The sequence below is a fragment of the Brevundimonas sp. genome (assembly GCF_041648615.1).
GTDB lineage: Bacteria > Pseudomonadota > Alphaproteobacteria > Caulobacterales > Caulobacteraceae > Brevundimonas.
This window is the reverse complement of sequence record NZ_JBAZOS010000005.1, coordinates 40,837-63,306: the sequence shown is the minus strand read 5'-3', so window position 1 is coordinate 63,306 and position 22,470 is coordinate 40,837. Positions and strand designations below refer to the sequence as shown.

Below are 22,470 nucleotides of genomic sequence, written 5' to 3'. Positions count from 1 at the left end.
CGCGCCGGGGCGTCGCTAGGATTCCTGCAGAAGACGGTCGGCCGTCGCCTGGTCGAGCCCCTGCCCATCGAGGGCGGGTCCGTTCAGGAGGGGGTCTGGTCGACCGGCGGGTGAAGGGTCGTCGCCGAGCATGGCGGCAAGCTGTTCCAGCCGTTGACCCGTGAGGTCCTGAAACGCGCAGCTTTCAAGTATCTGCAGCAGATTTCGCTCGAGCCTTTCCGCTGTAGCCGGGTCGCATGTGCTGATCGCGGGAAGTTCCCGAAGCCCGGCGGTGGCGGCGGTCAGGATGGACTCTACCGCTGCTTCGATTTCCTGCCGAACCACAGACAAGGTCTCTTGTGGATCGCTCATTTCAGAGTTCTCCCAGTACGGTGGTCAGTTTCTGCTTCAGAACCGAAAGGGTGAAAGGTTTGATGATGTAGTTGTTCACGCCGGCCTGGCGCGCCGCTACGACGTTTTCAGTCTTGGCCTCCGCTGTGATCATGACGAACGGAGTCGCCTTGGTTCGCGGGTCCGCCCGAACCGCCTTGAGAAGATCGTATCCTGTCATGGGCGTCATGTTCCAATCCGACAGGATCAGCCCGTAGTCGTTCTGCTGGATCTTCTGGAGCGCGGTGGTCCCGTCCATCGCATCGTCGATATTCTTGAAACCCAGCTGTTCGAGCAGTCCGCGCACGATGCGGACCATCGTCTTGTAATCGTCAACGACGAGCACGTTCATAGACTTGTCGACTGCCATCTCTGGGCTCTCGTTATGTAGACGGGACCGTCCCTCGCCACAAAAGTGCTGGCTGATGGATAACAACAGGTTACCGACTGCGCGCGACCCCCTGTATTTGAGTCAATGTTTGGGTCATAAAATGCATCTGAGGTGTAAAAAACCACTCAAAACAATGTGGCATAGTATCATAGAGAAGCATTCGATGGTCGGTGTTGACTAATGTTCAGAGAGCCAGCGAAGATATTGTTGGCTCAATTTGCAAATTATGGATCTATTAACCAACCTAACCCTCTCTCTACAGGTAGATGAATTGGGGGTGGCGCTTGGACGACTTGGTTGCCGATTTTATCGCCGAAACCCGCGAGGGCCTGGAGGCGCTCGACAGTGAATTGGTGCGGTTCGAGCAGCAGCCTGGCGACCCCGCCACTCTCGGCGGCATCTTCAGACTGATACACACCATAAAGGGCACCTGCGGCTTCCTCGGGCTCGTCCGCCTGCAGACGGTGGCTCACGCGGCGGAGAACGTACTCGGCGCTTTCCGGGACGGCGTATTGCCTGTGACGCCGGTGGCGGTGTCGGCCGTCCTGGAAACGGTTGATCTGATCCGGTCCCTGACCGATGCGCTCGGCGCGACGGCGTCCGAACCGGAGGGGGATGATTCGGCCCTGATCGCCCGGCTGGAAGGCCTGCTCGAGGCGACCCCGCCCGTGGCCGCCGATGCGCCGGCCGCCGCAGCGCGCTCCCAGGGGGACGGGGACGCGCGTCGGTTGATCGACCGCCTGGGCGGAGACGCCACGCTCGATGCGGCCGCCGAGGCGGCGGTCGGCAGGCTGCCGTCGGACGGCGTCATCGGGCCTCTGTTCCGGAATGCGGACGCCGACCGGCTCCAGGCCGCGATCCGGGAAAGTCTCGGCGCGCTGGCCCGGAAGATGGAACGGGGGCGCGCCTTTGCGACCGCCCTGGCCGGCTTCGTCGACAAGCCCCTGACGGGCGCGGAGGCCGAGGGAGTGTTCGCCCTGGTCGCGGAAGCCCTGGGCGCCCTGGATATTTCGGACGCCGCCATCGACCAGCTGGCGATGCTGGTTGATTGCGAACCCGCCGGGGCGGCGGGCTCTGCTCCGGACCCGCGCGCCGCCGCAACGCCGGACGCCGTCGTCACGCCCGATCCGGCGGCGCCGGCGACCGCCGCTCCGCTCCGTGGGGACGCGCCGTCGCCGAAGGGGGAGGGCGAGACCTCCGGCCCGGCCCAGACCATCCGGGTGAGCGTCGATGCTCTGGAGCATCTGATGACGGTGGTCAGCGAGCTGGTGCTGATCCGCAACCAGCTGATCCAGACCCTTCGCCTTGAGCCCGAGAGCCCGTTCGCGGCGCCGTTGAACCGGCTCAACCAGGTCACCAGCGAACTGCAGGAAGGCGTGATGACCACGCGGATGCAGCCGATCAGCGGGGCCTGGGCCAAGCTGCCTCGCCTGGTGCGCGATTTGGCGCAGGACCTCGGCAAGTCCATCGATCTGGTGATGGTCGGACAGGACACCGAACTGGATCGTCAGGTCCTTGAACTGATCAAGGACCCGCTCACCCACATGATCCGCAACGCCGCGGACCATGGGCTGGAGACCCCCGCCGAACGGGCTGCGGCCGGCAAGCCCGAGACCGGGCGGATCACCCTGCAAGCCCGCCACGAGGGCGGTGCGATCGTCATCGAAATCTCCGACGACGGGCGGGGACTTCCGGCCGAGAAGCTCCGCGCCAAGGCGGTGGCGGCCGGCATCCTGACGCCCGTTCAGGCCGAGCAGATGTCCGACCTCGAGGCGCGGCAGCTGATCTTCCTGCCCGGTCTTTCGACCGCGGCGGAGGTGACCTCCGTGTCCGGACGGGGCGTGGGGATGGACGTGGTCAGGACCAATATCGAGAAGATCGGCGGGGCGATTGAGCTGGCGTCGGTCGAGGGCCGGGGCGCCTGTTTCACCATCCGCATCCCGCTGACCCTGACCATCGTCTCGGCCCTGATCGTGGAATGCTGCGGCGAGCGTTTCGCCATGCCCCAGTCAAGCCTGGTCGAACTGGTCAGCGCCAGCGACGGCTCGGGACGGACCATCGAATACATCGATGGGGTGGCGGTGCTGAGGCTGCGCGACCGCCTGCTGCCGCTGGTGTCCCTGCAGACGTTGCTGGGCCTTGAGCCCGCGGGCGAGCCGCCGGCCGAGACCTGCATCATCGTCGCGCGGGTCGGCGCCTTTACCTTCGGCGTGATCGTGGACCGGGTCTTTGACACGGAGGAGATCGTCGTCAAGCCGGTCGCCAGCGTCCTCAGGCACCTGAAGCTCTATTCGGGGGCCACCATCCTGGGGGACGGGTCGGTCATCCTGATCCTCGACCTCAAGGGCATCTCCGTTGAGACCGGCGCGGGCCAGGGCGCGGCGGGGGTGGCGGACGGCGACGACGCCGAGGAGGCCGGCAAGCGTCAGGCGATGTCCGCCCTGCTGGTGTTCCGCGCCGCCAACGATACGCTCAAGGCCGCGCCGCTGGCGAGCGTCTCGCGCATCGAGGAGGTCGCGGCCGACCAGATCGAATGGATCGATGGCCGCAGCGTCATCCAGTACCGTGGGCGGCTCATGCCGATCATCGGGCCGGACGCGGCGGCGGCGAACGCCTGGGACGGGCCGGAACAGCGTCCGCTGCTGGTCTTCACCCGCGACGACCGGTCGGTCGGCCTGCTCGTCAACGAGATCGTCGACATCGTCGAAAGCGTGGTCGAGACCGACATGACCGCCGCCGGCGCGGGCGCCCTGGGCGGCCTGATCATCGGCGGCGTGGCGACCGAGTTGATCGACGTCTCCTATTACTGGAGCCGGGCTTTCCCCGACGAGGACGCCGGCGCCGGCGGAGTCGCTGACCCACCGGCCGCCCCGGTGGTCGAGGCACGGGAGACGGCGTCCTCCGCCGACCCGACCGGGCGACGACGCCTGCTGCTGGTCGATCAGAGCCCGTTCTCGCAGCTCCTGCTCAGGCCCCTCCTGGCCCAGGCGGGGTACGAGGTGATCGTCGCCGAAGACCCCGTCGCCGCGCTTGGCCTTTATGACGCCGGCGAAGAGTTCCAGCTGATCATGGCCGACACCTCGAGCCCGGAAAACGCGCGGCAACTGGCGGTCACACTCAATCGCGCGGCCGGCTGGCACAAGACGCCGCTGCTCAGCCTGGCCATCCACAACACCATGACCACCGGGGCGGCGGGCGGCATGGCCCATTCGACGCTCCTGGACGCCGTGTCCGGCGCCCTCGGCGAACTGAGGGGAGCGGCATGAGCATTCGGGTCGAGAACTCCCTGGTCGCGACCGACTCCTCCGACGGTCTGGTGTCGATCCGGGTCGGCGCCCAGACCTTCGGCGTGCCCGTCCTGTCGGTGCAGGACGTCATCTCCGAGACGCCGATCAACCGGGTGCCGCTGGCCCCGCCGGAGGTGGCCGGATCGCTCAACCTGCGCGGCCGGATCGTCACGGCCGTCGATATGCGTCGCCGCCTGGGCATGGAGCCGCGGGCCCCGGACGACCGCTCGATGAGCGTGATTGTCGAGCACGGCGGCGAACTCTATGCGCTGGTCGTCGACGACGTCGGCGACGTCCTGTGGCTGGAGCCCGCCGAGCATGAGCCCGGCCCCGTGACCCTTTCGTCCGAATGGCGCGCCGTCTGCACCGGCCTCTACCGCCTCGAGAACGAACTCCTGCTGGTCCTCAACATCGCCCAGGTCCTGATGCTGACCGGCCACTCAACCCTGGCCGCCTGACACGAAAACCTCCGCCAAACCCCGCCGCCAGCCCGGTCGGCGAGCCTCAGAAGGGATCCACCATGTCCACCGCCGCCGCCCTCAAAGCACCCGATGATTCCGCCACGTTCGACGCCCTGCTGGACGACTACCGCGGGCAGGTCGACGCCATCCGCAAATCCCAGGCCGTGATCGAATTCGCCCTCGACGGCACGGTCCTCGACGCCAACGACAACTTCCTCAACGCCCTCGGCTATTCGCTCGCCGAGGTGCGCGGCAAGCACCACAGCCTGTTCGTCGACCCGGCCGAGCAGGCCGGCTCCGAATACCGCGCCTTCTGGGAGCGGCTGGGTCGCGGTGAATACGACGCCGGTCAGTACCGGCGCATCGGCAAGGGCGGCCGCGAGGTGTGGATCCAGGCCAGCTACAATCCGATCATGGACGCGTCGGGCAGGCCCACGAAGGTGGTCAAATACGCCACCGACATCACCCGCATCGTCCACGAGCGGCAGGCGGGCCTGCGGGTCCAGCGCGCCACCGAAACCCTGTCCAGCTCGGTCATGATGGTCGACCGGGACCTGAACATCACCTACGTCAACGCAAGCACCAGGGCGCTGCTGAAGGGCATCGCGCCGGAGATCCGGCTGCTGTGGGCCGACTTCGATCCGGACCGGATCGTCGGAACCTGTATCGACCGCTTCCACAAGGATCCGTCGCACCAGCGTCGCCTGCTCGCCGACCCGTCACGGATGCCTTACGAGACGGACATTCGCATCGGCGGCCTGATCGTCCACCTCTGCGTCAACGCCACCTATGACGAGAACGGCGCGCACGTCGGCAACTCGCTGGAATGGGCCAATGTGACGGAGATTCGCACGGCCGAGGCGCTGAACACCGACCTGGCCAACCAGATGGCGGCGATCAGCAAGGCCCAGGCGGTGATCGAGTTTTCCATGGACGGCCGGATCGTGACCGCGAACGCCAATTTCCTGAAGACCCTCGGCTACTCGCTCGAAGAGATCCAGGGCCAGCATCACAGCATGTTCCTGGCCCCCGCGGAGCGGAACACGCCCGAGTATCGCGCCTTCTGGGAGAAGCTGAACCGCGGCGAACACGACAGCAACCAGTACAAGCGGATCACCAAGGACGGATCCGAGGTCTGGATCCAGGCCAGCTACAATCCCATCTGCGACGCCTCCGGCAAGCCGATGAAGGTGATGAAGTACGCCTCGGACATCACCGTGCAGCGCAAGGTGGCCGAGCGGGTCAAGGAAATCTCCAACATCGTTTCGTCCGCCTCCACGGAGATGCGCGCGACGGCCGAAGCCATGGCCCAGACGGCGGCGGAGGCGACAACCCAGGCGGCCGCGGTCGCCAGCGCGGCCCAGGTGGCTTCCAGCAACGTCCAGACCGTCTCGGCGGCCGGGGAGGAGCTTTCGGCGTCGATCTCGGAGATCGCCCGGCAGGTCGCCGAGTCCACCAACATCACCCAGCGGGCCGTGGCCGAGACGGACACGACCAGGGCGGCCATCCAGACCCTGGCGGAGGCGGCCCAGAAAATCGGCAACGTCGTCACCCTGATCAACAACATCGCGGGCCAGACCAAGCTGCTCGCCCTGAACGCGACGATCGAGGCCGCCCGCGCCGGAGACGCCGGCAAGGGCTTCGCGGTGGTGGCGTCCGAGGTGAAGAGCCTGAGCGACCAGACCGCCAAGGCCACGCACGAAATCTCCTCGGAGGTCTCTGCCATGCAGGCGGCGACGAGCACCTCGGTCTCGGCCATCCAGGGCATCGCGGACACGATCGGCAAGGTCGCCGAGATCGCCGCAGCCATCGCCAGCGCGGTCGAGGAACAATCCGCCGCCACCGGGGAAATCTCCGCCAATGTGACGGAGGCCGCGGCCAGCACCCAGGAGGTTTCCAGCAACATCCAGGGGCTGAACGAAGGCGTGTCGCAAACCAGCGCCGCTTCCGCCCAGCTGCTCACCGCCTCGGGCGAACTGGCGGTCCAGGCCGAGGCGCTCAGCCGCGAGATGGACGGCCTGCTCTAGACCGGTCCGTAACCCGCCCGTGCGCCGGCCCGCCGCTTCGTCGGCGGGCCGGTTGCGTTCGGGGTCGGGGGGATTTGCTCAGGCGGAGCGGGCCAGGCGTGCGTCGGTGGGACGGTAGAGGCCGCGCAGTCCCGGGACCGGCTCCACATCGTTTGAAACGCCCAGCACCGTCTCGGCGCTGCCGAGCAGCAACGAGCCGTCGACCGCCATCGCGCGCCTGACCTGTTCGAGGATCCGGCGCTTGGTCTCGATGTCGAAATAGATCAGCACATTGCGGCAGAAGATCACGTCGAAGACCCCCAGGCCGGCCGAACCTTGCAGCAGGTTGTGAGGCCGGAACCGGACCATTTGCTGCAGCTTCGGCGACACGCGCCAGCCGTCCGGTTCCTGCTTGAACCAGCGCGCCTGGCGCTCCGGCGACAGGCCGCGTTTGACCTCGAAGTCATTGTACAGGCCCGCGCTCGCCTTGCGCAGGATCGGCTCGGACATGTCCGTGGCGAGGATTTCCAGCTTCCATCCCGCGAGCCGGTGTCCCATCTCCATCAGGATCATGGCCACGGAATAGGGTTCCTGGCCGCTGGAGCAGGCGGCGCACCAGATACGCAGGGTTCGCTGGGCCTGCCGGGCGGCGATCAGGGGCGGCAGGACCGCCTCCGCCAGCTGTTCGAAGGGCGCGGCGTCCCGGAAGAAATAGGATTCGTGGGTCGCCATGACGTCGACCGCCTGCTGCAGCAGCGCCTCCGACGCTCCGATCCGGAGCACGGCGAGCAACTCCGTCACCGTGCCCAGTCCTTCGGCCCGCGCGACCGAGGCCAGCCGGCTGGACACGAGGTAGGCCTTCTCGGTCGTCAGGACGAGGCCGGATCTTTGCCGGACCAGCCGGCAGAAGTGGTCGTAGTCCGGGCCGGTCACGAGGGCGCTCCGCTGATGCGTCGCATCCAGGGCCCGATCTGGTCGAGGGGCAGGACCCCGCCGGCGAGCCCGGTCGCGGCCGCCGCTCCGGGCATGCCCCAGACCACGCTGGACGCCTCGTCCTGGACGATGAAATGCCCGCCCGCTCGGCCCAGCGCCTCGCAGCCCTGGGCCCCGTCAGAGCCCATGCCGGTCAGAATGACGCCCAGCGCGCCGGAGCCGAAGACCCGGGCCGCCGTTCGGAACAGCGGGTCGACGGCGGGACGGCAGAAATTTTCGGGCGGGTCCTGATTCAGGCGCAGGGTCGGCATCGCCCCCTCGCGGGTCACGGTCATGTGCCAGCCGCCCGGCGCGATGTAGCAGTGGCCCGGCTTGATCCGGTCGCCGTCTTTCGCCTCCGCGCACGGCCGTTCTCCGGCGCGCGTCAACTGCTCCGCCAACAGGGCGGTGAAGGTGGGCGGCATGTGCTGGGTCAGGAGGATCGGCTGCTCGACCGCGCCCCGCAGCGCCGCGAACAATTTCAGCAGGGCCGGCGGGCCGCCGGTCGAGGCGCCAATGAGGATGACGCTCGGCCGGGTCCGGGGCGGACGGGCCAGGGTCGGCGGGGTCACCGTGACGGGCGCGGTCACGGTGGTCGGCGCCCGTACGATCGCCGCAGGCCGCTTCGCCGCCAGCGCCCTGATCTTGGAGGCCAGTTCGTGCCGGAATTCCTCGGCCGCGCCGAGCCCGGTCTCGGGCTTGGCGACATAGTCGCTGGCCCCGAGATGGAGCGCCTTCATGCTGATCTCGGCATTTCGCCGCGTCAGGGTCGAGGCCATGACGACCCGGACCGCCGGATATCGGACGACGATCTCGGCCAGGGCGGTCAGGCCGTCCATCACCGGCATTTCGATGTCGAGGACGACGACGTCGACGTCCCGCCGCGCCAGTTCCGCCAGCGCCAGTGCGCCGTTGGCGGCGGTCGCGACGACGCCGATGCCGGTTTCGGCGTTCAACTGTCGGGAGATCAGCCCCCGCACCACCGCGGAATCGTCTACCACCAGGACCCGGATATCCGTGGGCTGAACAGCCTGTTCGAACTGCGTCATGGGGAACCTCGATCAAACAGGCGGGACAGCGCGGGCCGGGACGCCGACCGCGAGGCCTGCGTGCCGCTCCGGATTCCCTTGTCACGAGTATCCGCGATGACGCCCTGCCGTCATCGGTTAGATGAGACCATTGATTGAGTAATTTTCCGTAAATAGTATTTGGACTGTATCTGTTGTTGCGACTTGCGATGGCTGAAGCGTAAATCGAAATAATGCGAATACCCCGCAAGTAGTCTGGCTGTTTGTAATATTACGTCATCCAGAAGATAAAATTGTACTTGAAGTGTAATTATGATTCGGATCCGAGGTTGATGCATTCCAGTTTGTCGGCGCTTTCGGGCGAGCAGATCAGGGCGGGCCGGGCGCTCGCCCGAATCGATCAGTCGGATTTGGCCAAACGCTGTGGCCTGAGCCTGGAAACGATCAAGCGCCTTGAGCGTATCCGGGGACCCGTCGACGCCAACAGCCGGACGCTCCGGGCGCTCGTCGAAGTGTTTTCGGGCATGGGCGTGGCGTTCGACAATCGCCAGGACGGCGGAATGGGCGTTTGCCTTGCGCCTGAAACGGCGTCGCGGCCGGCGGTGGGAACTGTGCGACCGTCCGGGACGGTCTGGAAGACGGATCGGCGTTCCGAGGAGGTCGGCTGCCATCGCCTGATCTACTACAGCACCGCCAATCCGGAGGCCCCCCTCCCGCTCCACGAACTGCTCGAGCAAATTCAGGTTGTCGGGGCCCAGCGCAAGGCGACCATGGACGTCACGGGAATCCTGTTCGCCCACGGTGGGCGGTTCCTCAGCGTCCTCGAGGGACCCAAGGACAGCGTCAGGCAGGTGTACGGGACGATTTCGTGTGACCGCCGCCATACCTCCCTGTCGATCATCAGCGACCAGCCGGCGCCCCGGCGGCGTTTCCCGGACTGGAGCGTCTGCTGCGGGTTGTTTCAATCTGACGCCGTGATGGTCGACGACGAACCGGCGCTGAAAGACGGCTTTCATCCCGAAGGTCTGTCCCCGGCTTCGGCGCTGGGATTGCTCAGCGTGATGCGGGATCTCAGGGAGGCGTCCCCCCGAAAGGATCTGCATTCGCGTTGTCCCTGCCCGCTGGCCGGCATCTGTCTTGATCGGGTCTGCGCCAGCGCCGCCGCTGGTTCCGGCGAGGCGGAGGCCGCCGCTGACAAGATGCGACAATCCGCCGCATTTCGGCCCTGATTGGACCTTGGGTGCAAAACGGCGCCCCTGACGGGGTTCTCATGCGCCTCCTGGTTGCAAGGCGTGGGCCACGCCCGGATGAGGGCCCGCTTCCGGCGCCGACGGCGGTTTGCAGGACTCGCAAATCGCTTCACGCGTGAGGGACGGGAACAATCGTGCGCGGGTATCAAGGTGGATGGATCTGATTCTGAGAAGCTGGTCCCCCACGCGATTCATCCCATATCCGCAGGCGGCGGCTCCGCCCTTTCGGTCGGACCGGAAGAGCTCCTCTGGCGGCTGAAAAGGGCCCAGGCCCTGGCGCAGATGGGCAGCTGGGAATGGAATATCCACACCGGCGAACTGCTCTGGTCCGACGAGATATTCAACCTGTTCGGCCTGCCGATCGATGCCTTCGGGGCCAGCTATTCGGCCTTTCTGGAATACGTTCACCCTGAAGATCGTGCGCGGGTCGAGGAGGCTGTCAGGCTGGCCCTCGACGAGGGCGCGGACTATGCGCTCGACCATCGGATCCTTCGGCCGGACGGTGAAATCCGCTTCGTCCACGAGTACGGCGAGGTCGAGCGCGATCAGGCCGGCGTTCCGATGCGCATGCGAGGGATTGTCCAGGACGTCACCCACTCGCGGGCCATCGAGCGATCCGCCACGCGCAATCGCGATATGCTTTCCGGTATGTTCCGCATCTCGCCGGAGGCAATCGTCGTGGCGAACGAAGAGGGACGGGTCGTCATTTTCAGCGCGGGGGCCGAGGCCGTGTTCGGCTACGCCGCTCACGAGATCGTCGGGGGTCCTATCGAGCGACTCATGCCGGAGCGCTTCCGGGGCGATCATGGACGGCACGTCGCCCGGTTCGCCGCGGGCTCTTGCGACAGCCTGCAGATGGCTCAACGCAGGCCCATTCTGGGCCTGCGGAAGGACGGTGTGGAGATTCCGATCGAGGCTTCTCTCGCCCGGATCGTGGCCGGCGGGGAGACCCTCTTCACGACTATCGTGCGGGATCTGACCGAGCGATACGAAAGCGAAGCCTGCCTGGTCGAGGCCCGGGACCGCGCCGAGCAGGCCAGCCGGGCGAAGTCGGTCTTTCTCGCCAATATGAGTCACGAACTCCGGACGCCGCTCAACGGCATTCTCGGGGTGGCCGAAGCCCTGGCGAGCGCCGCCGACGATCCTCGCCAGAAGGAGATGGTGGACCTTATCGTGACCTCGGCGAGCGCGCTCGAAGCTCTGCTGACGGACATTCTCGATCTCGCCCGGATCGAGGCGGGCCGGATGGATATCCAGAACGAGCCGTTTGATCTCGGCGTCATGGTCAGGAGTATCGCGGCCCTCTTCGCCGCCAGCGCGGAGAGCAAGGGTCTGTCATTCACTCTGGACCTGCCCGATTCGGCGGCGCTGATCCTGGCGGGCGACGGCAAGCGGCTACGGCAGATTCTCAACAATCTGCTCAGCAACGCAGTCAAGTTCACAGAGACCGGCGGGGTAACCCTGGCCGTGGAGACGGATTGCGGCGTCGGCGGGCACCGGGTGAGGTTTTCTGTCCACGACACCGGCATCGGCTTTGACGAGGCGACCGGAGCGCGGCTCTTTCAGCCCTTCGAGCAATCGGACAGTTCGATCACGCGCCGCTTCGGCGGCACCGGTCTTGGCCTGTCGATCTGCAGGAACCTGGTCGAACTCATGGGCGGAACGATCGAGGCCAGGTCGGTCGCCGGTCGGGGCTCAACCTTCACCTTCGAAGTCACGCTGGCGCCGGCCATGCTCGAGTCGGTCGAAGATGTCGCGCCGCCCGAGTGGTCAGGGCAGCCCCTTCGCGTCCTCCTGGCCGAGGATCATCCGGTGAACCGGCGCGTGGTGGAGCTCATCCTGGAGCCGATGGGTATCGAGGTGCGATCCGTGGAGAACGGACATCTCGCGGTCGCCGAGGCGGCGGCCGGATCGTTCGACCTCATTCTGATGGATATGCAGATGCCCGTCATGGACGGCCTCGAAGCGGTCAGGCGCATACGGGGGAGGGAAGGCGAAGCCGGCCTGCCGCCCGTGCCGATCTGCATGCTGACCGCCAACGCGCTCCCCCATTTTCAGGCCATGGCCTTCGAAGCCGGCTCCGACGGGTTCCTGACCAAGCCGATCAGCGCCGTGGCGTTGATCCAGAAGATCGCTCAGCTCGCCTCCCGACCAACGCAACTGGCGTGACTATTTGAAGGAAAGGACAATCGGCGGCGGCCTGTGGCGGTGCTGCAGTCCAACGCCGACTCAGCCTGGCAGGGCGCAAACTGGGCCGGGCGCCAAGGCTGGGCAGCGAGCGATTTCCATTCGGCCAAGGCTGCCCGGCGATACCCCCGCACGGTCGGCAGATTCTCCGCTTTCGCTTCGGAACGTGTGGCGCAGGGTTTGATCGCGCGAGCCCGGTCGGCCAAGGTGGCTGTGTCGGACGACAGCGGGGCCAGGTGGGCCCACACAGCCCGGTGTGAGAGAGACGCGCGCCTGAGCGCGATCAGAGGCGCTCCGTGAACCAGTCCGTCGCCAGGGCCGTAACCTCTTCCATGGCGCCCGGCTCCTCGAACAAGTGAGTCGCACCGGGGATGACCGTCACCCGGACAGGGCCGCAGATTCGCTCCGCGGCGTCGCGATTCCAGCCGAGCACGGGTTCGTCATTCCCGCCGACGATCAGCAGGGTCGGGGCCGTAACCCGGGGCAAGGCCCCGCCGGCGAGGTCGGGCCGCCCGCCGCGCGACACCACGGCCGTCACCGCCCGCGGTCGCGCCGCCGCCGCCTTCAGGGCCGCGGCCGCCCCGGTGCTGGCGCCGAACAGTCCGATCGGCAGGTCCGCGAGAGCCGGCTGGTTCGCGACCCAGTCGATGGCGTCGACCAGCCGCCGGGCCAGCAGGTCGATGTCGAACACATTGGCCCTGTCCGCCGCCTCGGCTTCGGTGAGCAGGTCGAACAGGAGGGTGGCCATGCCGGCGTCGGTCAGAGCCTGGGCCACCTGACGGTTGCGCGGGCTCAGCCGGCTCGAGCCGCTGCCGTGCGCGAAGATGACGACGCCCCGGGGCGGTTCGATCAGACGCAACTCGCCCGCCAGGCCGACCGGCGGAATGGCGACAGAGACGAAGTCGGAGGTGTTCGTCATGGCGTGGCTGACCCTGGGACCGTGAGAGCGTGGACCGATGTCCCATCGGCGCCTTGACCCACGTCAAGGCGGTCGGGAGGCGGAACAGCCAGCTTCAACAGTCCGCGGCATCGGGACGGATCAGGATGGAGCCTGGGCGATGACCTTCGCCGATCGTTCGCAGACCCTGGATCTGGCGGCCCTGGTGCGCCGCCGTTCCGAGCCGCTGGCCGCGATCGGCGACGAGGCCTTCGCCGCGGCCTTCGACGTCTTCGCGGACGCGACGGTGGTTCTGCTCGGCGAGGGCACGCACGGCACGGCCGAATTCTACGAGGCCCGGGCGGCGATCACCCGGCGTCTGATCGACCGGCACGGGTTCCGGATCGTGGCCCTGGAGGCCGACTGGCCCGATGCCGCCGAACTGGATCGCTTCGCCCGAAACCGGGGCGTCTGGGGCCAGAAGGCCAGTTTCCCGAATTTTCCGCGCTGGATGTGGCGCAACGCCGAGTTCTCGACCTTCGTTCGCGATCTCAGGGCGTGGAATCTGACGCGGCCGGCGGAGGACCGCGCCGAACTGCGCGGGCTCGACGTCTACAGCCTGTCGCAGTCGCAAGCCGACGTCCTGGCCTATCTGGACCGGGTCGATCCCGAGGCGGCCGGATCGGCCCGACGTCGATACGGGTGCCTGACGCCCTATCTGGACGAGCCGCAGCGCTACGGAGCAGCCGCGCGCATGGGAACCGCGGATTGTGAGGACGAGGTGGTCGATCAGCTCGTCAGCCTGCTGGCGCATCGACTGAGCTACAGCGCGCGGGACGGCGACGACTATTTCGACGCCGAACAGAGCGCCCGGGTGGTGGCGGCGGCGGAAGCCTACTACCGCGCCATGTATCGCGGCTCCACGGAGAGCTGGAATCTGCGCGACAGCCACATGTTCGGCACGCTCCAGCGGCTGCTGCAGGCGCGCGGGCCGAACGCTCGCGCCGTTGTCTGGGCCCACAACTCGCATCTCGGCGACGCCTCCGCGACGGCCATGGGCGCGGGCGGCGAATACAATCTCGGCCAGCTGTGCCGCAGGGCCTTCGGTCCCGCCTGCGTCTCGATCGGGTTCGGCACTGACCGCGGGCGGGTGGCGGCCGCCGACGACTGGGGCGGCGACGTCCGCTTCAAGACCGTCCTGCCGTCGCGGCCCGACAGCTGGGAGCAGGTCTTCCTCCAGGCGGGCCGGGCGCGGTCCCTGACCCGGTGGCGCGACGATCCCGCACTCGCCGCCGCCCTGGACATCCCGCGGCTGGAACGGGCCATCGGCGTGATCTATCGTCCCGAGACGGAGCTGCGCAGCCACTATTTCGAGGCCCGGCTCGGGTCGCAGTTCGACGCCTGGGTCTGGTTCGAGCAAACCGGAGCGGTGACGCCCTCGCCCGGAGCGGCCCCGGAGGGGGCGCCGGACACCTATCCATTCGGGCTCTGACGCCGCGTTCGGGGCCAGAGGCGGCGAGAGAGGGAAGGAAGGCATGGCCGCGGGTCAGGAACCGAGACGGATCGAGGCGGATCAGGGCGCGCCCGCCACCGCAGGCGACCGCCCGATCGAACTCAAGATCCGGGAGATCGGCCAGCTGTTCCAGTCCCTGGATCCGCTGCCGTTCCGCGAGCGGGACCTGGACGCGGCGGTCGAGGAATATGTTGTCGCCTGGGCGCGCGAACAGGGCGGGGCGAGGCCGATCCATGTCCTGGTCCACCTGCCCGCGGATGAGGCGGAACGCGAGGAGGCCGGGCATATCGCGGACGCGATACGCAACTATTTCGCCTATCGGGCCGAGGTCGCCGGATGGGAGCTGAAGGAGCTGTTCCGCGTCGGCCGCGCCTCGCTCGCCATCGGTCTGATGGTGCTTGCCCTGTGCGTCGTCCTCGGGGCGGAGGTCAGCGGCCGGGTCGGAGACGGGTACGTCGGCCGGTTTTTCGGCGAAGGCCTGATCATCCTCGGCTGGGTGGCCAACTGGCGGCCGATCGAGATTTTTCTGTACGACTGGTGGCCGCTGACCCGTCGTCGCAGGCTCTATGAGCGGCTGGCCCGGGCGGCCATCGACCTCAGGCCCACGCCGACGTGAGGCTGGCGCGGCCCTAGCCCGGGTTCGTCGTGGCCTTGCGAGCCTGCCTTCGCCCTCCCCGGAGGGCGGGGCAGGCTGCGCCGCTCGCTGGACTCCACGACGCGCGACCGGCCGAGGCGACGTCGGGTCGCGCCGCCTTCGGGATTGAGCCAGATCAAGGCGTCATTCGCAGAAAGACGCAGGCTCTGCACGAGCGGCTTTACCCTTGAAGGAGATGACCATGACCGCGCATGACGCCAAATCACCTGCCACGACGCCGACCCGTGCGACGACTTTCTTCGCGCCTCTGCAACGCGAGATCGATCGGATCAGGGCGGAGTTCGGCAATGTCGATCTCCCCGATTTCTTCGCTCCCACGCCTCGTATGGATCTGATCGCTGACGATGCGGGGATGGAGTTGACGGTTGAGACGCCGGGCCTGACGGAAAAGGATGTCCGGGTCGAACTGGACGGCGATGTTCTGACCGTCAGTGGCGACAAGAAGTCGGAAAACGAAGAGCGGAAGCAGGGGTATCACCTGGTCGAACGCCGCTTCGGCTCCTTCAGCCGGTCCGTCCGCCTCCCTGCCGGCTTCGACGCCGGCCAGCTATCCGCTTCGATGAAGGACGGTGTTCTGCAGATCAAGGCTCCCCGCGCCAAGGACACCTCCGCCGGCAAGGTCGCCATCCCGGTCAAGGCCGGCTGAGAGAACGACGTGGAAATCCACCGACCGCGCACAGGGGACCGAAACCGTGACCATCCCGCTTCCCGTCTTTTCCGACCGGGCCGAGGCCGGACGACGCCTCGGCGAGATCCTGGCGGATCGCGGGGTCGCCGACCCCGTCGTCTATGCCCTGCCCAGGGGCGGCGCGCCGGTGGGGCTGGAGGTCGCGCGTGCGCTGAACGCCCCGCTTGATCTCGCCCTGGTGCGAAAGATCGGAGCCCCGCGGAACCCCGAGGTGGCGCTCGCGGCGGTGATCGACGGCGGCCACCCCCGGACGATCATCAACGAGGACGTGATGGCGGCGAGCGGGGCGGACTGGGGCTATCTGGAGGCGGAACGGCGGACGGCCCTGGCCGAGATCGACCGGCGCCGTCGCCTGTATCTGGCGGGTCGCGCCCGGGTCGATCCGGCCGGGCATACGGCGATCATCGTTGATGACGGCCTGGCCACCGGCGCGACCGCGCGGGCGGCCATCGCCGGCCTTCAGGCCCAGGGCGCGCGCCGGATCATACTGGCGGCGCCGGTCGCCCCGCGGGCGCTGGCCCAGGCGCTCGGCGACGCGGTGGACGCGTTTGTCTGTCTGATCGAGCCCGAGCAATTCCGGTCGGTCGGCGCCTATTACGGGGACTTCCACCAGGTCAGCGACGCCGAGGTGATCGCCTGCCTGGACGCCTCGCGGGCCTGAGGTTTGCGGGATCCCTGACCGCTGGATGATCCTGATCAAGGCGGTGTGAACGGATCCGGCCACTCTCGGGCCGTGTGGTCCCCGGAGTCGAGCATGTCAGAAGCGGCACATCCTGCGACGTCGATCGGCCCGGCGGCGCCGAGGGAATCGTATGTCCTCGGATTGGACGGCCTCGGTCTGGAGGATGTCGCCCGCGTGGGCGGCAAGACGGCGTCTCTGGGCGAACTGCGGCGATTGCTGCGCGGTCAGGCCGTCGGCACCCCCGACGGCTTCGCCGTGACCGCGGCCGCCTATCGGGACGCCCTGACCGCGGCGGGCGCCTGGCCGCGGCTGGCGTCGTTGCTCGAGGGCGTGGATGGGACGGATGTCAGCCGGCTTTCGGCCCGGGCCGCCGAAGCCCGGTCGATCGTCTATGCGGCGACGGACTGGCCCCCGCTCAAGCGCGCCATCCGACAGGGCTACCGGGCGCTGAAGGCGCGGTCCGCGCCCTCGCTGCGGGTGGCGGTGCGCAGCTCGGCGACGGCCGAAGATCTGCCGGACGCGAGTTTTGCCGGACAGCACGACAGCTTTCTGCACGTCACGGGCGAGGAGCGATTGATCGAAGCCTGCCGCCGGTGCTTCGCCTCCCTCTTCACCGACCGCGCCGTCGTCTACCGGATCCAGAACGGCTTCGATCATCTCAAGGTCGCCCTGTCGGTGGCGGTGGTGGGGATGGTGGACGCGGACGCCGGCGCCAGCGGCGTGGCCTTCACCATCGACACCGAGACAGCCTTCACGGACGTCGTCTTCGTCACGGCCGCCTACGGCCTGGGGGAGGCCATCGTGCAGGGGCGCGTGGACCCGGATGAATTCTATGTCCACAAACCCACCTATCGCCAGGGCTTCCGCGCCGTCCTCCGGCGATCACTGGGCGCCAAGCAGGTGCGACTCGTCCGCCCGCGCCGTCGGGCTGACCCGACGGTCCTGCGGGAGCGCTCCGTCCCGACGCGCGACCGGGGCCGGTACTGCATCGCCGATGACGACGTGCTGGCGCTTGCCGGGACCGCCATCGCCATTGAGGACCACTATTCCGCCCACGCCGGTCGGCCGACGCCGATGGACATCGAGTGGGCTCGCGACGACCGCGACGGTCGCCTCTACATCCTTCAGGCCCGGCCCGAGACCGTCGCGGCCCGGCGACAGGCCGGCGTGTACGAAGTCCGCCGTCTTGAGGCCCGCGGGGCGGCGGTGCTCACGTCGGGCAAGGCCGTGGGAGAGGGCGTCGCCGCCGGACTCGTGCGGCGGATCGACGGTCCGGCGGATCTGGAGGCGTTCCAGCCGGGCGAGGTTCTGGTCGCCGCGACGACGAGTCCGGACTGGCTTCCGGCGATGCGGGCGGCCGCGGCCATCGTGACGGACAGGGGCGGGCGCACCTGCCATGCCGCCATCGTGGCGCGGGAACTGGGCATTCCGGCCGTGGTGGGGACCGGCGATGCGACGGCGCGGCTCGAGGCCGGGCAGCCGGTGACGGTCGACTGCGCCGAGGGCGAGGAGGGGGTCGTGCACGCGGGCCGGCTGCCATGGACCGTGGAGCGGCTGCGACTGAGCGATCTTCCGAAGACACGCACCGCCGTCATGCTCAACCTGGCCCAGCCCGACCTCGCCTTCCGGAGCGCCGCCCTTCCCGCCGCCGGCGTCGGACTGGCGCGGATGGAGTTCATCATCGGCGAGCAGATCGGCGTCCATCCGATGGCCGCCGCTCACCCGGACAGGGTCGCTTCAGCCAGCGTCCGAAGCGCCATCGCCCGGCTGGCCAGCGCGGATCCGTCGCCGCGAACCTGGTTCGTCCGCATGCTCGCCGAAGGCGTCGGCACAATCGCCGCGGCCTTCTATCCGCGGCCGGTGATCATCCGGCTTTCGGACTTCAAGACCAACGAATACGCCGCGCTTCTGGGCGGCCGCGGCTTCGAGCCGGTGGAGGAGAATCCCATGCTGGGGTTCCGCGGCGCCGCGCGCTACGCCCATCCGCTCTATGCCGACGGCTTCGCCCTGGAATGTGAGGCGCTTCTGCGCGTCCGTCAGACGATGGGACTGACCAACCTGAAGGTCATGGTGCCCTTCTGCCGCCGGGTCGAGGAGGGGCGGCGGGTTCTGGACGCACTGGCCGCCCATGGTCTCAAGCAGGGGCGGGACGGCCTGGAAGTCTATGTGATGTGCGAAATTCCGAACAACGTCATCCAGATCGACGCCTTCGCGGCGCTGTTCGACGGCTTCTCCATCGGATCAAACGACCTCACCCAGCTGGTTCTGGGCGTCGATCGGGACTCCGGAGACGTCGCCTTCGATTTCGACGAGCGGGATCCCGGCGTCCTCGACATGCTCCGCCAGGCCGTGGCCGGGGCCCGCCGCAACGGTCGGCCGGTGGGCATCTGCGGCGAGGCGCCCGCCTCCTATCCCGAGGTGGCGGCGATGCTCGTTCGCGCCGGGATTGACTCGATCAGCGTCAACCCCGCGAGCTTTCCCCGGACCGTGGAGACGGTAAGCCGCGCCGAGGGCGAGGCGAGGGTCTCGCCGGCCATGGCGCCGCGCCCCTGACGGGCCGGGACAACGCAACCGCCAGGGGATCGGCGCTGTCTCCCGTGCTGCTGCCTATGGGGCGGCGGGGCAGGTCCGCGCGATATAGGCGGCGTGGGAGGGCATGACCGCCACGCATTTCCGGATGACGTCTTCCACGCCGTCCAGGAAGGAACGCAGCTCGGCGGCGGACTTGATGTCGACCAGCGGGTCCCAGGCGCGCGGGATGACGCCCTGGCCCAGGAAGACCTGGATCCAGCTCTCCTCGGCGAACAACTCCTCGTCCTCCCGGAAGATGCGGCCGTTGGCCCGGAACAGGTCGATCTTGCGCTGCAGCGTGTCCGGAATTTCCATGTCGCGGCAGTAGCGCCAGAAGGGCGTATCGTCCCGTTCGGTGGCCTTGTAGTGCAGGATGATGAAGTCGCGGATGCGCTCGTATTCGAAGTCGCTCTGGCGGTTGAACTCGGCGATCGTGGCCGGATCGAATCCCGCGTCCGGCAGCAGGCGCACCAGCCGGATGATGGCCGACTGGATCAGATGGATGCTGGTCGATTCCAGCGGCTCGAGGAAACCGCTGGCCAGGCCGATGGCGACGCAGTTCCTGTTCCAGATCTGCTTGCGCTTGCCCGTGACGAAACGTAGCCGGTTGGGCTCAGCCAGCGGCTCTCCGTCCAGGTTGGACAGCAGGATCCGTTCCGCCTCGTCGTCCTCCATATACTGGCTGGAATAGACGTGGCCGTTGCCTGTCCGGTGCTGAAGCGGGATGCGCCACTGCCAGCCGGCGGGACGGGCCGTCGAGCGGGTGTAGGGGGTGAACGGCTCGACGCGGGCGCAGGGAACGGCCATGGCGCGATCGCACGGCAACCAGTGCGTCCAGTCCTCATAGCCGGTCTTCATCGCCTGTTCGATGATCAGGCCGCGAAAGCCCGAGCAGTCGATGAACAGGTCGGCTTCGATCACTTCGCCATCGCCCATGGTCACGGACTGGACGAAACCGTCATCGCCGCGCAGCGTCACATCGGCGACCTTGCCCTCGCGCCGGCGCACGCCTGACGCCTCCGCGAGGCCGCGCAGATATTTCGAGTACAGGGCGGCGTCGAAGTGGAAGGCGTGGGCGATGTGGCCCAGCGGCGAGTCCATCATCTTTGGATCGGCCCGCATGAATTTGTTCTCGAGCGCGGCCGCGGTGTTGATCGAGTAGTTGGCGAAGTCCGAGGCTTCGCCCCGGGCGTTCAGCTTGAGCCAGTACTGGTGGCAGCGCAGCCATTCAAGATCGCGTCCGATGACGCCGAACCCGTGAATATAGCTGGCGCCCTGCTTCCACCAGTCGACGAACTGGATGCCCAGTTTGAAACTGCCCTGGGTCCGTTGCATGAACGAATTTTCGTCGAGGCCCAGCAGTTCATTGTATTTCTTGATCGCCGGGATCGTCGCCTCGCCGACGCCGATGATGCCGATAGCCTCGGACTCGATCAGGGTGATCTCGTACAGGCCCTTGAACAGCTTCGAGATCAGGGCGGCCGTCATCCAGCCCGCCGTGCCGCCGCCGACGATCAGAATCCGCTTGAGCTGCTGCATGGTTTCGGATCCGCGCTACGGGGCGGACATTTCGCAGGCGGCGGGCGTGGCAGGCAAGGGCAGTTGGCCGACCCGGCGGCCGGCGGCGTAGCTGAGGCCATAGCCTCGCGCGAACTGGACGATGTCCCCCGGACCTTCGCCGGTGCTGCAGGCCGAGCCGGGCCAGGCGAACGACAGGCGGCCGGAGAAGTCATGGCGCCCGCCCGTCAGGACGTCGGCCAGCCCGGCTCCTTCAGTGCCCGGCAGGAAGGCGGCGACAAAGGCGTCGGACAGGTTGATCAGGTCGTTGGCGTAGGCGGGCCGGCCCGAATAGAGCACCGATACGACCGGCACGCCCTTGCCTGACACGGCCTGCAGGACAGCGAGATCGGCGGGATACAGCGCGCTGTGCTGCACCGGCTTCGGGAAGCGTACGTCGCCATTGAACTCGGCATACGGCGTCTCGCCCAGCACGGCCACGACGGTGTCGAAGTCCGCGACGTTCACGCCGGACCCGTCGGCGGACCAGGTCACATTGGCCTCGCCCAACGCCTGCCGCAAGGCGCCCAGAAGGGTCGAGCCTGTGGCGAAGTCGGCGTTGGTGTTCTCGGTGCCCTGCCAGGTCAGCGACCAGCCGCCGGTCTGGTTGGACAGGCTGTCGGCGCTGGCTCCCACGACCAGAATCCTGCGGCCGCGGGCAAGCGGCAGGGCGTGGTTGTCATTCTTGAGCAGGACGACGGACTTGCGCACCGCCTCGCGGGCCAGGGCGCTGGCGTCGAGGGCGGCGACGCGGCCGGTGAAGACACTGGCCGACGCGGGGTGATCAAACAGACCCGAACGCATCTTCACGCGCAGGATCCGGGTCACGGCGTCATCGATGCGTGACTCCGCGATGCGGCCCTCGCGGACGTCGGCGAGGGTGTTGGCGATGAAGGCGCGCCAGTCCTCCGGCACCATGATGATGTCCATGCCGGCGTTGATGGCCTGGGCGCAGCGGTCCCTGGCGCAACCTGGCACCTGTTCGATGCCGTTCCAGTCGGACACGACCAGCCCGTCGAAGCCGAGGCGGTGCTTCAGCACGTCGGTGATCAGTTCGCGATTGCCGTGCATCTTGCCATAATCGCGCCCCGCCGAGACGTCGTTCCAGCTGCTGTAGGACACCATCACGGTCTGAACGCCCGCGTTCAGGGCGGCGTAGTAGCCGACGGCCTCCTGCTGGATCAGCTGCTCACGGGTGTCGCGGTTCTCGCCCTGATCCACGCCGTCGAAGGTGCCGCCGTCGCCCAGATAGTGTTTGGCCGTGGCCAGGACGTCGCCCTCTCCGGAGATGTCCCCCTGGAGACCGTGCACCATGGCCGTGGCGTAGCGGGCGACCAGGGCCGGATCGCTGGACCAGCTTTCATAGGTGCGGCCCCACCGGCGGTTCTGGCCGATCGCCAGCGTCGGGGCGAAAGCCCAGGTGATGCCGGTGGCGCGAACCTGCTGAGCGGTGGCCCGGCCGATGCGCTCGATCAGCGCCGGATCGTTGGCGGCGCCGAGGCCTATGTTGTGCGGGAAGATCGTCGCGCCGGAGACATTGTTGTGCCCGTGTATGGCGTCCGTGCCCCACAGCAGCGGAATCCGCACCGGCATGTCGGTCGACAGGGCGGCCCGGGCGAAGCGGTCGGCCAGGGCGGTCCAGTCGCCGACCGTCGCGCGCTTGTTCATCGACGGCCAGGCGCCGCCGCCGTTGAGCACCGAGCCGATGTAGTACTGACGCACCTCGTCCGGCGTGATGTAGCGCACGTCGGGCTGGGTCATCTGCCCGATCTTCTGCTCCAGCGTCATGCCCGCGACGATGGCGGCGATGCGCCGTTCCATCGCGGCGTCCGGCGCCGTGGGCGACCGAAGCGCCGGCCATTCCGCCACGGTGGGCGAAACGGCCTGGCTCGCGGGCATTGGCGCGCAAGCGGCCAGCACCAGCAGCGAGGCGCAGAGCTTCAGTCGGAAGGGGATCATGCGTCTACTCGTTACTC

At 67.8% G+C, this 22,470-nt stretch carries 17 protein-coding genes; 10 read left to right on the top strand and 7 right to left on the bottom strand.

The window, feature by feature from the left end; all coding sequences use genetic code 11:
- Nucleotides 1-15: 15 nt before the first annotated feature.
- On the bottom strand, nucleotides 16-351 hold the full coding sequence (locus WC555_RS04030) for a hypothetical protein (protein WP_373251348.1): 336 nt from the start codon (nucleotides 349-351) through the stop codon (nucleotides 16-18).
- A 1-nt stretch (nucleotide 352) separates the two neighbouring features.
- Complete coding sequence (locus tag WC555_RS04025; RefSeq protein ID WP_373251346.1) at nucleotides 353-739, bottom strand: response regulator; 387 nt, start codon at nucleotides 737-739, stop codon at nucleotides 353-355.
- 314 nt (nucleotides 740-1,053) lie between these two features.
- Here WC555_RS04025 and WC555_RS04020 point away from each other — a divergent pair, with 314 nt between their 5' ends.
- From WC555_RS04020 to WC555_RS04010, 3 genes are all read left to right on the top strand, one after another.
- Nucleotides 1,054-4,026 (top strand): chemotaxis protein CheW, encoded by a 2,973-nt coding sequence (locus tag WC555_RS04020; protein ID WP_373251344.1) that lies wholly within the window; start codon nucleotides 1,054-1,056, stop codon nucleotides 4,024-4,026.
- Nucleotides 4,023-4,505 (top strand): chemotaxis protein CheW, encoded by a 483-nt coding sequence (locus tag WC555_RS04015; RefSeq protein WP_373251342.1) that lies wholly within the window; start codon nucleotides 4,023-4,025, stop codon nucleotides 4,503-4,505. The genes WC555_RS04020 and WC555_RS04015 overlap by 4 nt, the downstream gene beginning before the upstream one ends.
- Before the next feature lie 62 nt (nucleotides 4,506-4,567).
- On the top strand, nucleotides 4,568-6,535 hold the full coding sequence (locus WC555_RS04010) for a PAS domain S-box protein (protein WP_373251341.1): 1,968 nt from the start codon (nucleotides 4,568-4,570) through the stop codon (nucleotides 6,533-6,535).
- Nucleotides 6,536-6,613: 78 nt separating this feature from the next.
- Here WC555_RS04010 and WC555_RS04005 read toward each other — a convergent pair whose 3' ends face one another.
- Entirely contained in the window at nucleotides 6,614-7,447 is an 834-nt protein-coding gene (locus tag WC555_RS04005; protein ID WP_373251339.1) for a protein-glutamate O-methyltransferase CheR, read from the bottom strand.
- Nucleotides 7,444-8,535, bottom strand: a complete 1,092-nt coding sequence (locus WC555_RS04000) for a chemotaxis response regulator protein-glutamate methylesterase (protein ID WP_373251337.1) — start codon at nucleotides 8,533-8,535, stop codon at nucleotides 7,444-7,446. Before WC555_RS04000 ends, WC555_RS04005 begins: the two co-directional genes overlap by 4 nt.
- Before the next feature lie 311 nt (nucleotides 8,536-8,846).
- On the opposite strand from WC555_RS04000, the gene WC555_RS03995 reads away from it, so the two are divergent.
- Both WC555_RS03995 and WC555_RS03990 read left to right on the top strand, forming a co-directional pair.
- Nucleotides 8,847-9,743 (top strand): BLUF domain-containing protein, encoded by an 897-nt coding sequence (locus WC555_RS03995; protein WP_373251445.1) that lies wholly within the window; start codon nucleotides 8,847-8,849, stop codon nucleotides 9,741-9,743.
- A 171-nt stretch (nucleotides 9,744-9,914) separates the two neighbouring features.
- Nucleotides 9,915-11,933, top strand: coding sequence for an ATP-binding protein (locus tag WC555_RS03990; RefSeq protein ID WP_373251335.1), 2,019 nt, complete (start codon nucleotides 9,915-9,917; stop codon nucleotides 11,931-11,933).
- A 301-nt stretch (nucleotides 11,934-12,234) separates the two neighbouring features.
- On the opposite strand, the gene WC555_RS03985 is transcribed toward WC555_RS03990, so the two are convergent.
- Nucleotides 12,235-12,870 carry a dienelactone hydrolase family protein gene (locus tag WC555_RS03985; protein WP_373251334.1) on the bottom strand — a complete coding sequence of 212 codons (636 nt, stop codon included), beginning with the start codon at nucleotides 12,868-12,870 and terminating at the stop codon, nucleotides 12,235-12,237.
- 139 nt (nucleotides 12,871-13,009) lie between these two features.
- Here WC555_RS03985 and WC555_RS03980 point away from each other — a divergent pair, with 139 nt between their 5' ends.
- From WC555_RS03980 to ppsA, 5 genes are all read left to right on the top strand, one after another.
- On the top strand, nucleotides 13,010-14,320 hold the full coding sequence (locus WC555_RS03980) for an erythromycin esterase family protein (protein ID WP_373251332.1): 1,311 nt from the start codon (nucleotides 13,010-13,012) through the stop codon (nucleotides 14,318-14,320).
- A gap of 43 nt (nucleotides 14,321-14,363) precedes the next feature.
- On the top strand, nucleotides 14,364-14,957 hold the full coding sequence (locus WC555_RS03975; RefSeq protein ID WP_373251329.1) for a hypothetical protein: 594 nt from the start codon (nucleotides 14,364-14,366) through the stop codon (nucleotides 14,955-14,957).
- Between the two features lie 220 nt (nucleotides 14,958-15,177).
- A complete protein-coding gene (locus tag WC555_RS03970; protein ID WP_373251328.1) occupies nucleotides 15,178-15,642 on the top strand; it encodes an Hsp20/alpha crystallin family protein in 465 nt (154 codons plus the stop codon).
- A gap of 46 nt (nucleotides 15,643-15,688) precedes the next feature.
- Complete coding sequence (locus tag WC555_RS03965) at nucleotides 15,689-16,345, top strand: phosphoribosyltransferase (protein WP_373251325.1); 657 nt, start codon at nucleotides 15,689-15,691, stop codon at nucleotides 16,343-16,345.
- Nucleotides 16,346-16,438: 93 nt separating this feature from the next.
- The gene (gene ppsA, locus WC555_RS03960) at nucleotides 16,439-18,919 is read left to right on the top strand and encodes a phosphoenolpyruvate synthase (RefSeq protein WP_373251323.1); all 2,481 of its coding nucleotides are present in this window, start codon (nucleotides 16,439-16,441) and stop codon (nucleotides 18,917-18,919) included.
- Nucleotides 18,920-18,973: 54 nt separating this feature from the next.
- On the opposite strand, the gene WC555_RS03955 is transcribed toward ppsA, so the two are convergent.
- Nucleotides 18,974-20,476 (bottom strand): tryptophan halogenase family protein, encoded by a 1,503-nt coding sequence (locus WC555_RS03955; protein WP_373251321.1) that lies wholly within the window; start codon nucleotides 20,474-20,476, stop codon nucleotides 18,974-18,976.
- A 15-nt stretch (nucleotides 20,477-20,491) separates the two neighbouring features.
- Complete coding sequence (locus WC555_RS03950) at nucleotides 20,492-22,453, bottom strand: glycoside hydrolase family 3 protein (protein WP_373251318.1); 1,962 nt, start codon at nucleotides 22,451-22,453, stop codon at nucleotides 20,492-20,494.
- Between the last annotated feature and the right edge of the window lie 17 nt (nucleotides 22,454-22,470).

Bases quoted from the DNA above. Each gene is read 5' to 3' on its own strand.
- WC555_RS04030 (WP_373251348.1), bottom strand. From the start codon at position 351: ATGAGCGATCCACAAGAGACCTTGTCTGTGGTTCGGCAGGAAATCGAA.
- WC555_RS04025 (WP_373251346.1), bottom strand. From the start codon at position 739: ATGGCAGTCGACAAGTCTATGAACGTGCTCGTCGTTGACGATTACAAG.
- WC555_RS04015 (WP_373251342.1), top strand. From the start codon at position 4,023: ATGAGCATTCGGGTCGAGAACTCCCTGGTCGCGACCGACTCCTCCGAC.
- WC555_RS04010 (WP_373251341.1), top strand. From the start codon at position 4,568: ATGTCCACCGCCGCCGCCCTCAAAGCACCCGATGATTCCGCCACGTTC.
- WC555_RS04000 (WP_373251337.1), bottom strand. From the start codon at position 8,535: ATGACGCAGTTCGAACAGGCTGTTCAGCCCACGGATATCCGGGTCCTG.
- WC555_RS03995 (WP_373251445.1), top strand. From the start codon at position 8,847: ATGCATTCCAGTTTGTCGGCGCTTTCGGGCGAGCAGATCAGGGCGGGC.
- WC555_RS03985 (WP_373251334.1), bottom strand. From the start codon at position 12,870: ATGACGAACACCTCCGACTTCGTCTCTGTCGCCATTCCGCCGGTCGGC.
- WC555_RS03980 (WP_373251332.1), top strand. From the start codon at position 13,010: ATGACCTTCGCCGATCGTTCGCAGACCCTGGATCTGGCGGCCCTGGTG.
- WC555_RS03975 (WP_373251329.1), top strand. From the start codon at position 14,364: ATGGCCGCGGGTCAGGAACCGAGACGGATCGAGGCGGATCAGGGCGCG.
- WC555_RS03970 (WP_373251328.1), top strand. From the start codon at position 15,178: ATGACCGCGCATGACGCCAAATCACCTGCCACGACGCCGACCCGTGCG.
- ppsA (WP_373251323.1), top strand. From the start codon at position 16,439: ATGTCAGAAGCGGCACATCCTGCGACGTCGATCGGCCCGGCGGCGCCG.
- WC555_RS03955 (WP_373251321.1), bottom strand. From the start codon at position 20,476: ATGCAGCAGCTCAAGCGGATTCTGATCGTCGGCGGCGGCACGGCGGGC.
- WC555_RS03950 (WP_373251318.1), bottom strand. From the start codon at position 22,453: ATGATCCCCTTCCGACTGAAGCTCTGCGCCTCGCTGCTGGTGCTGGCC.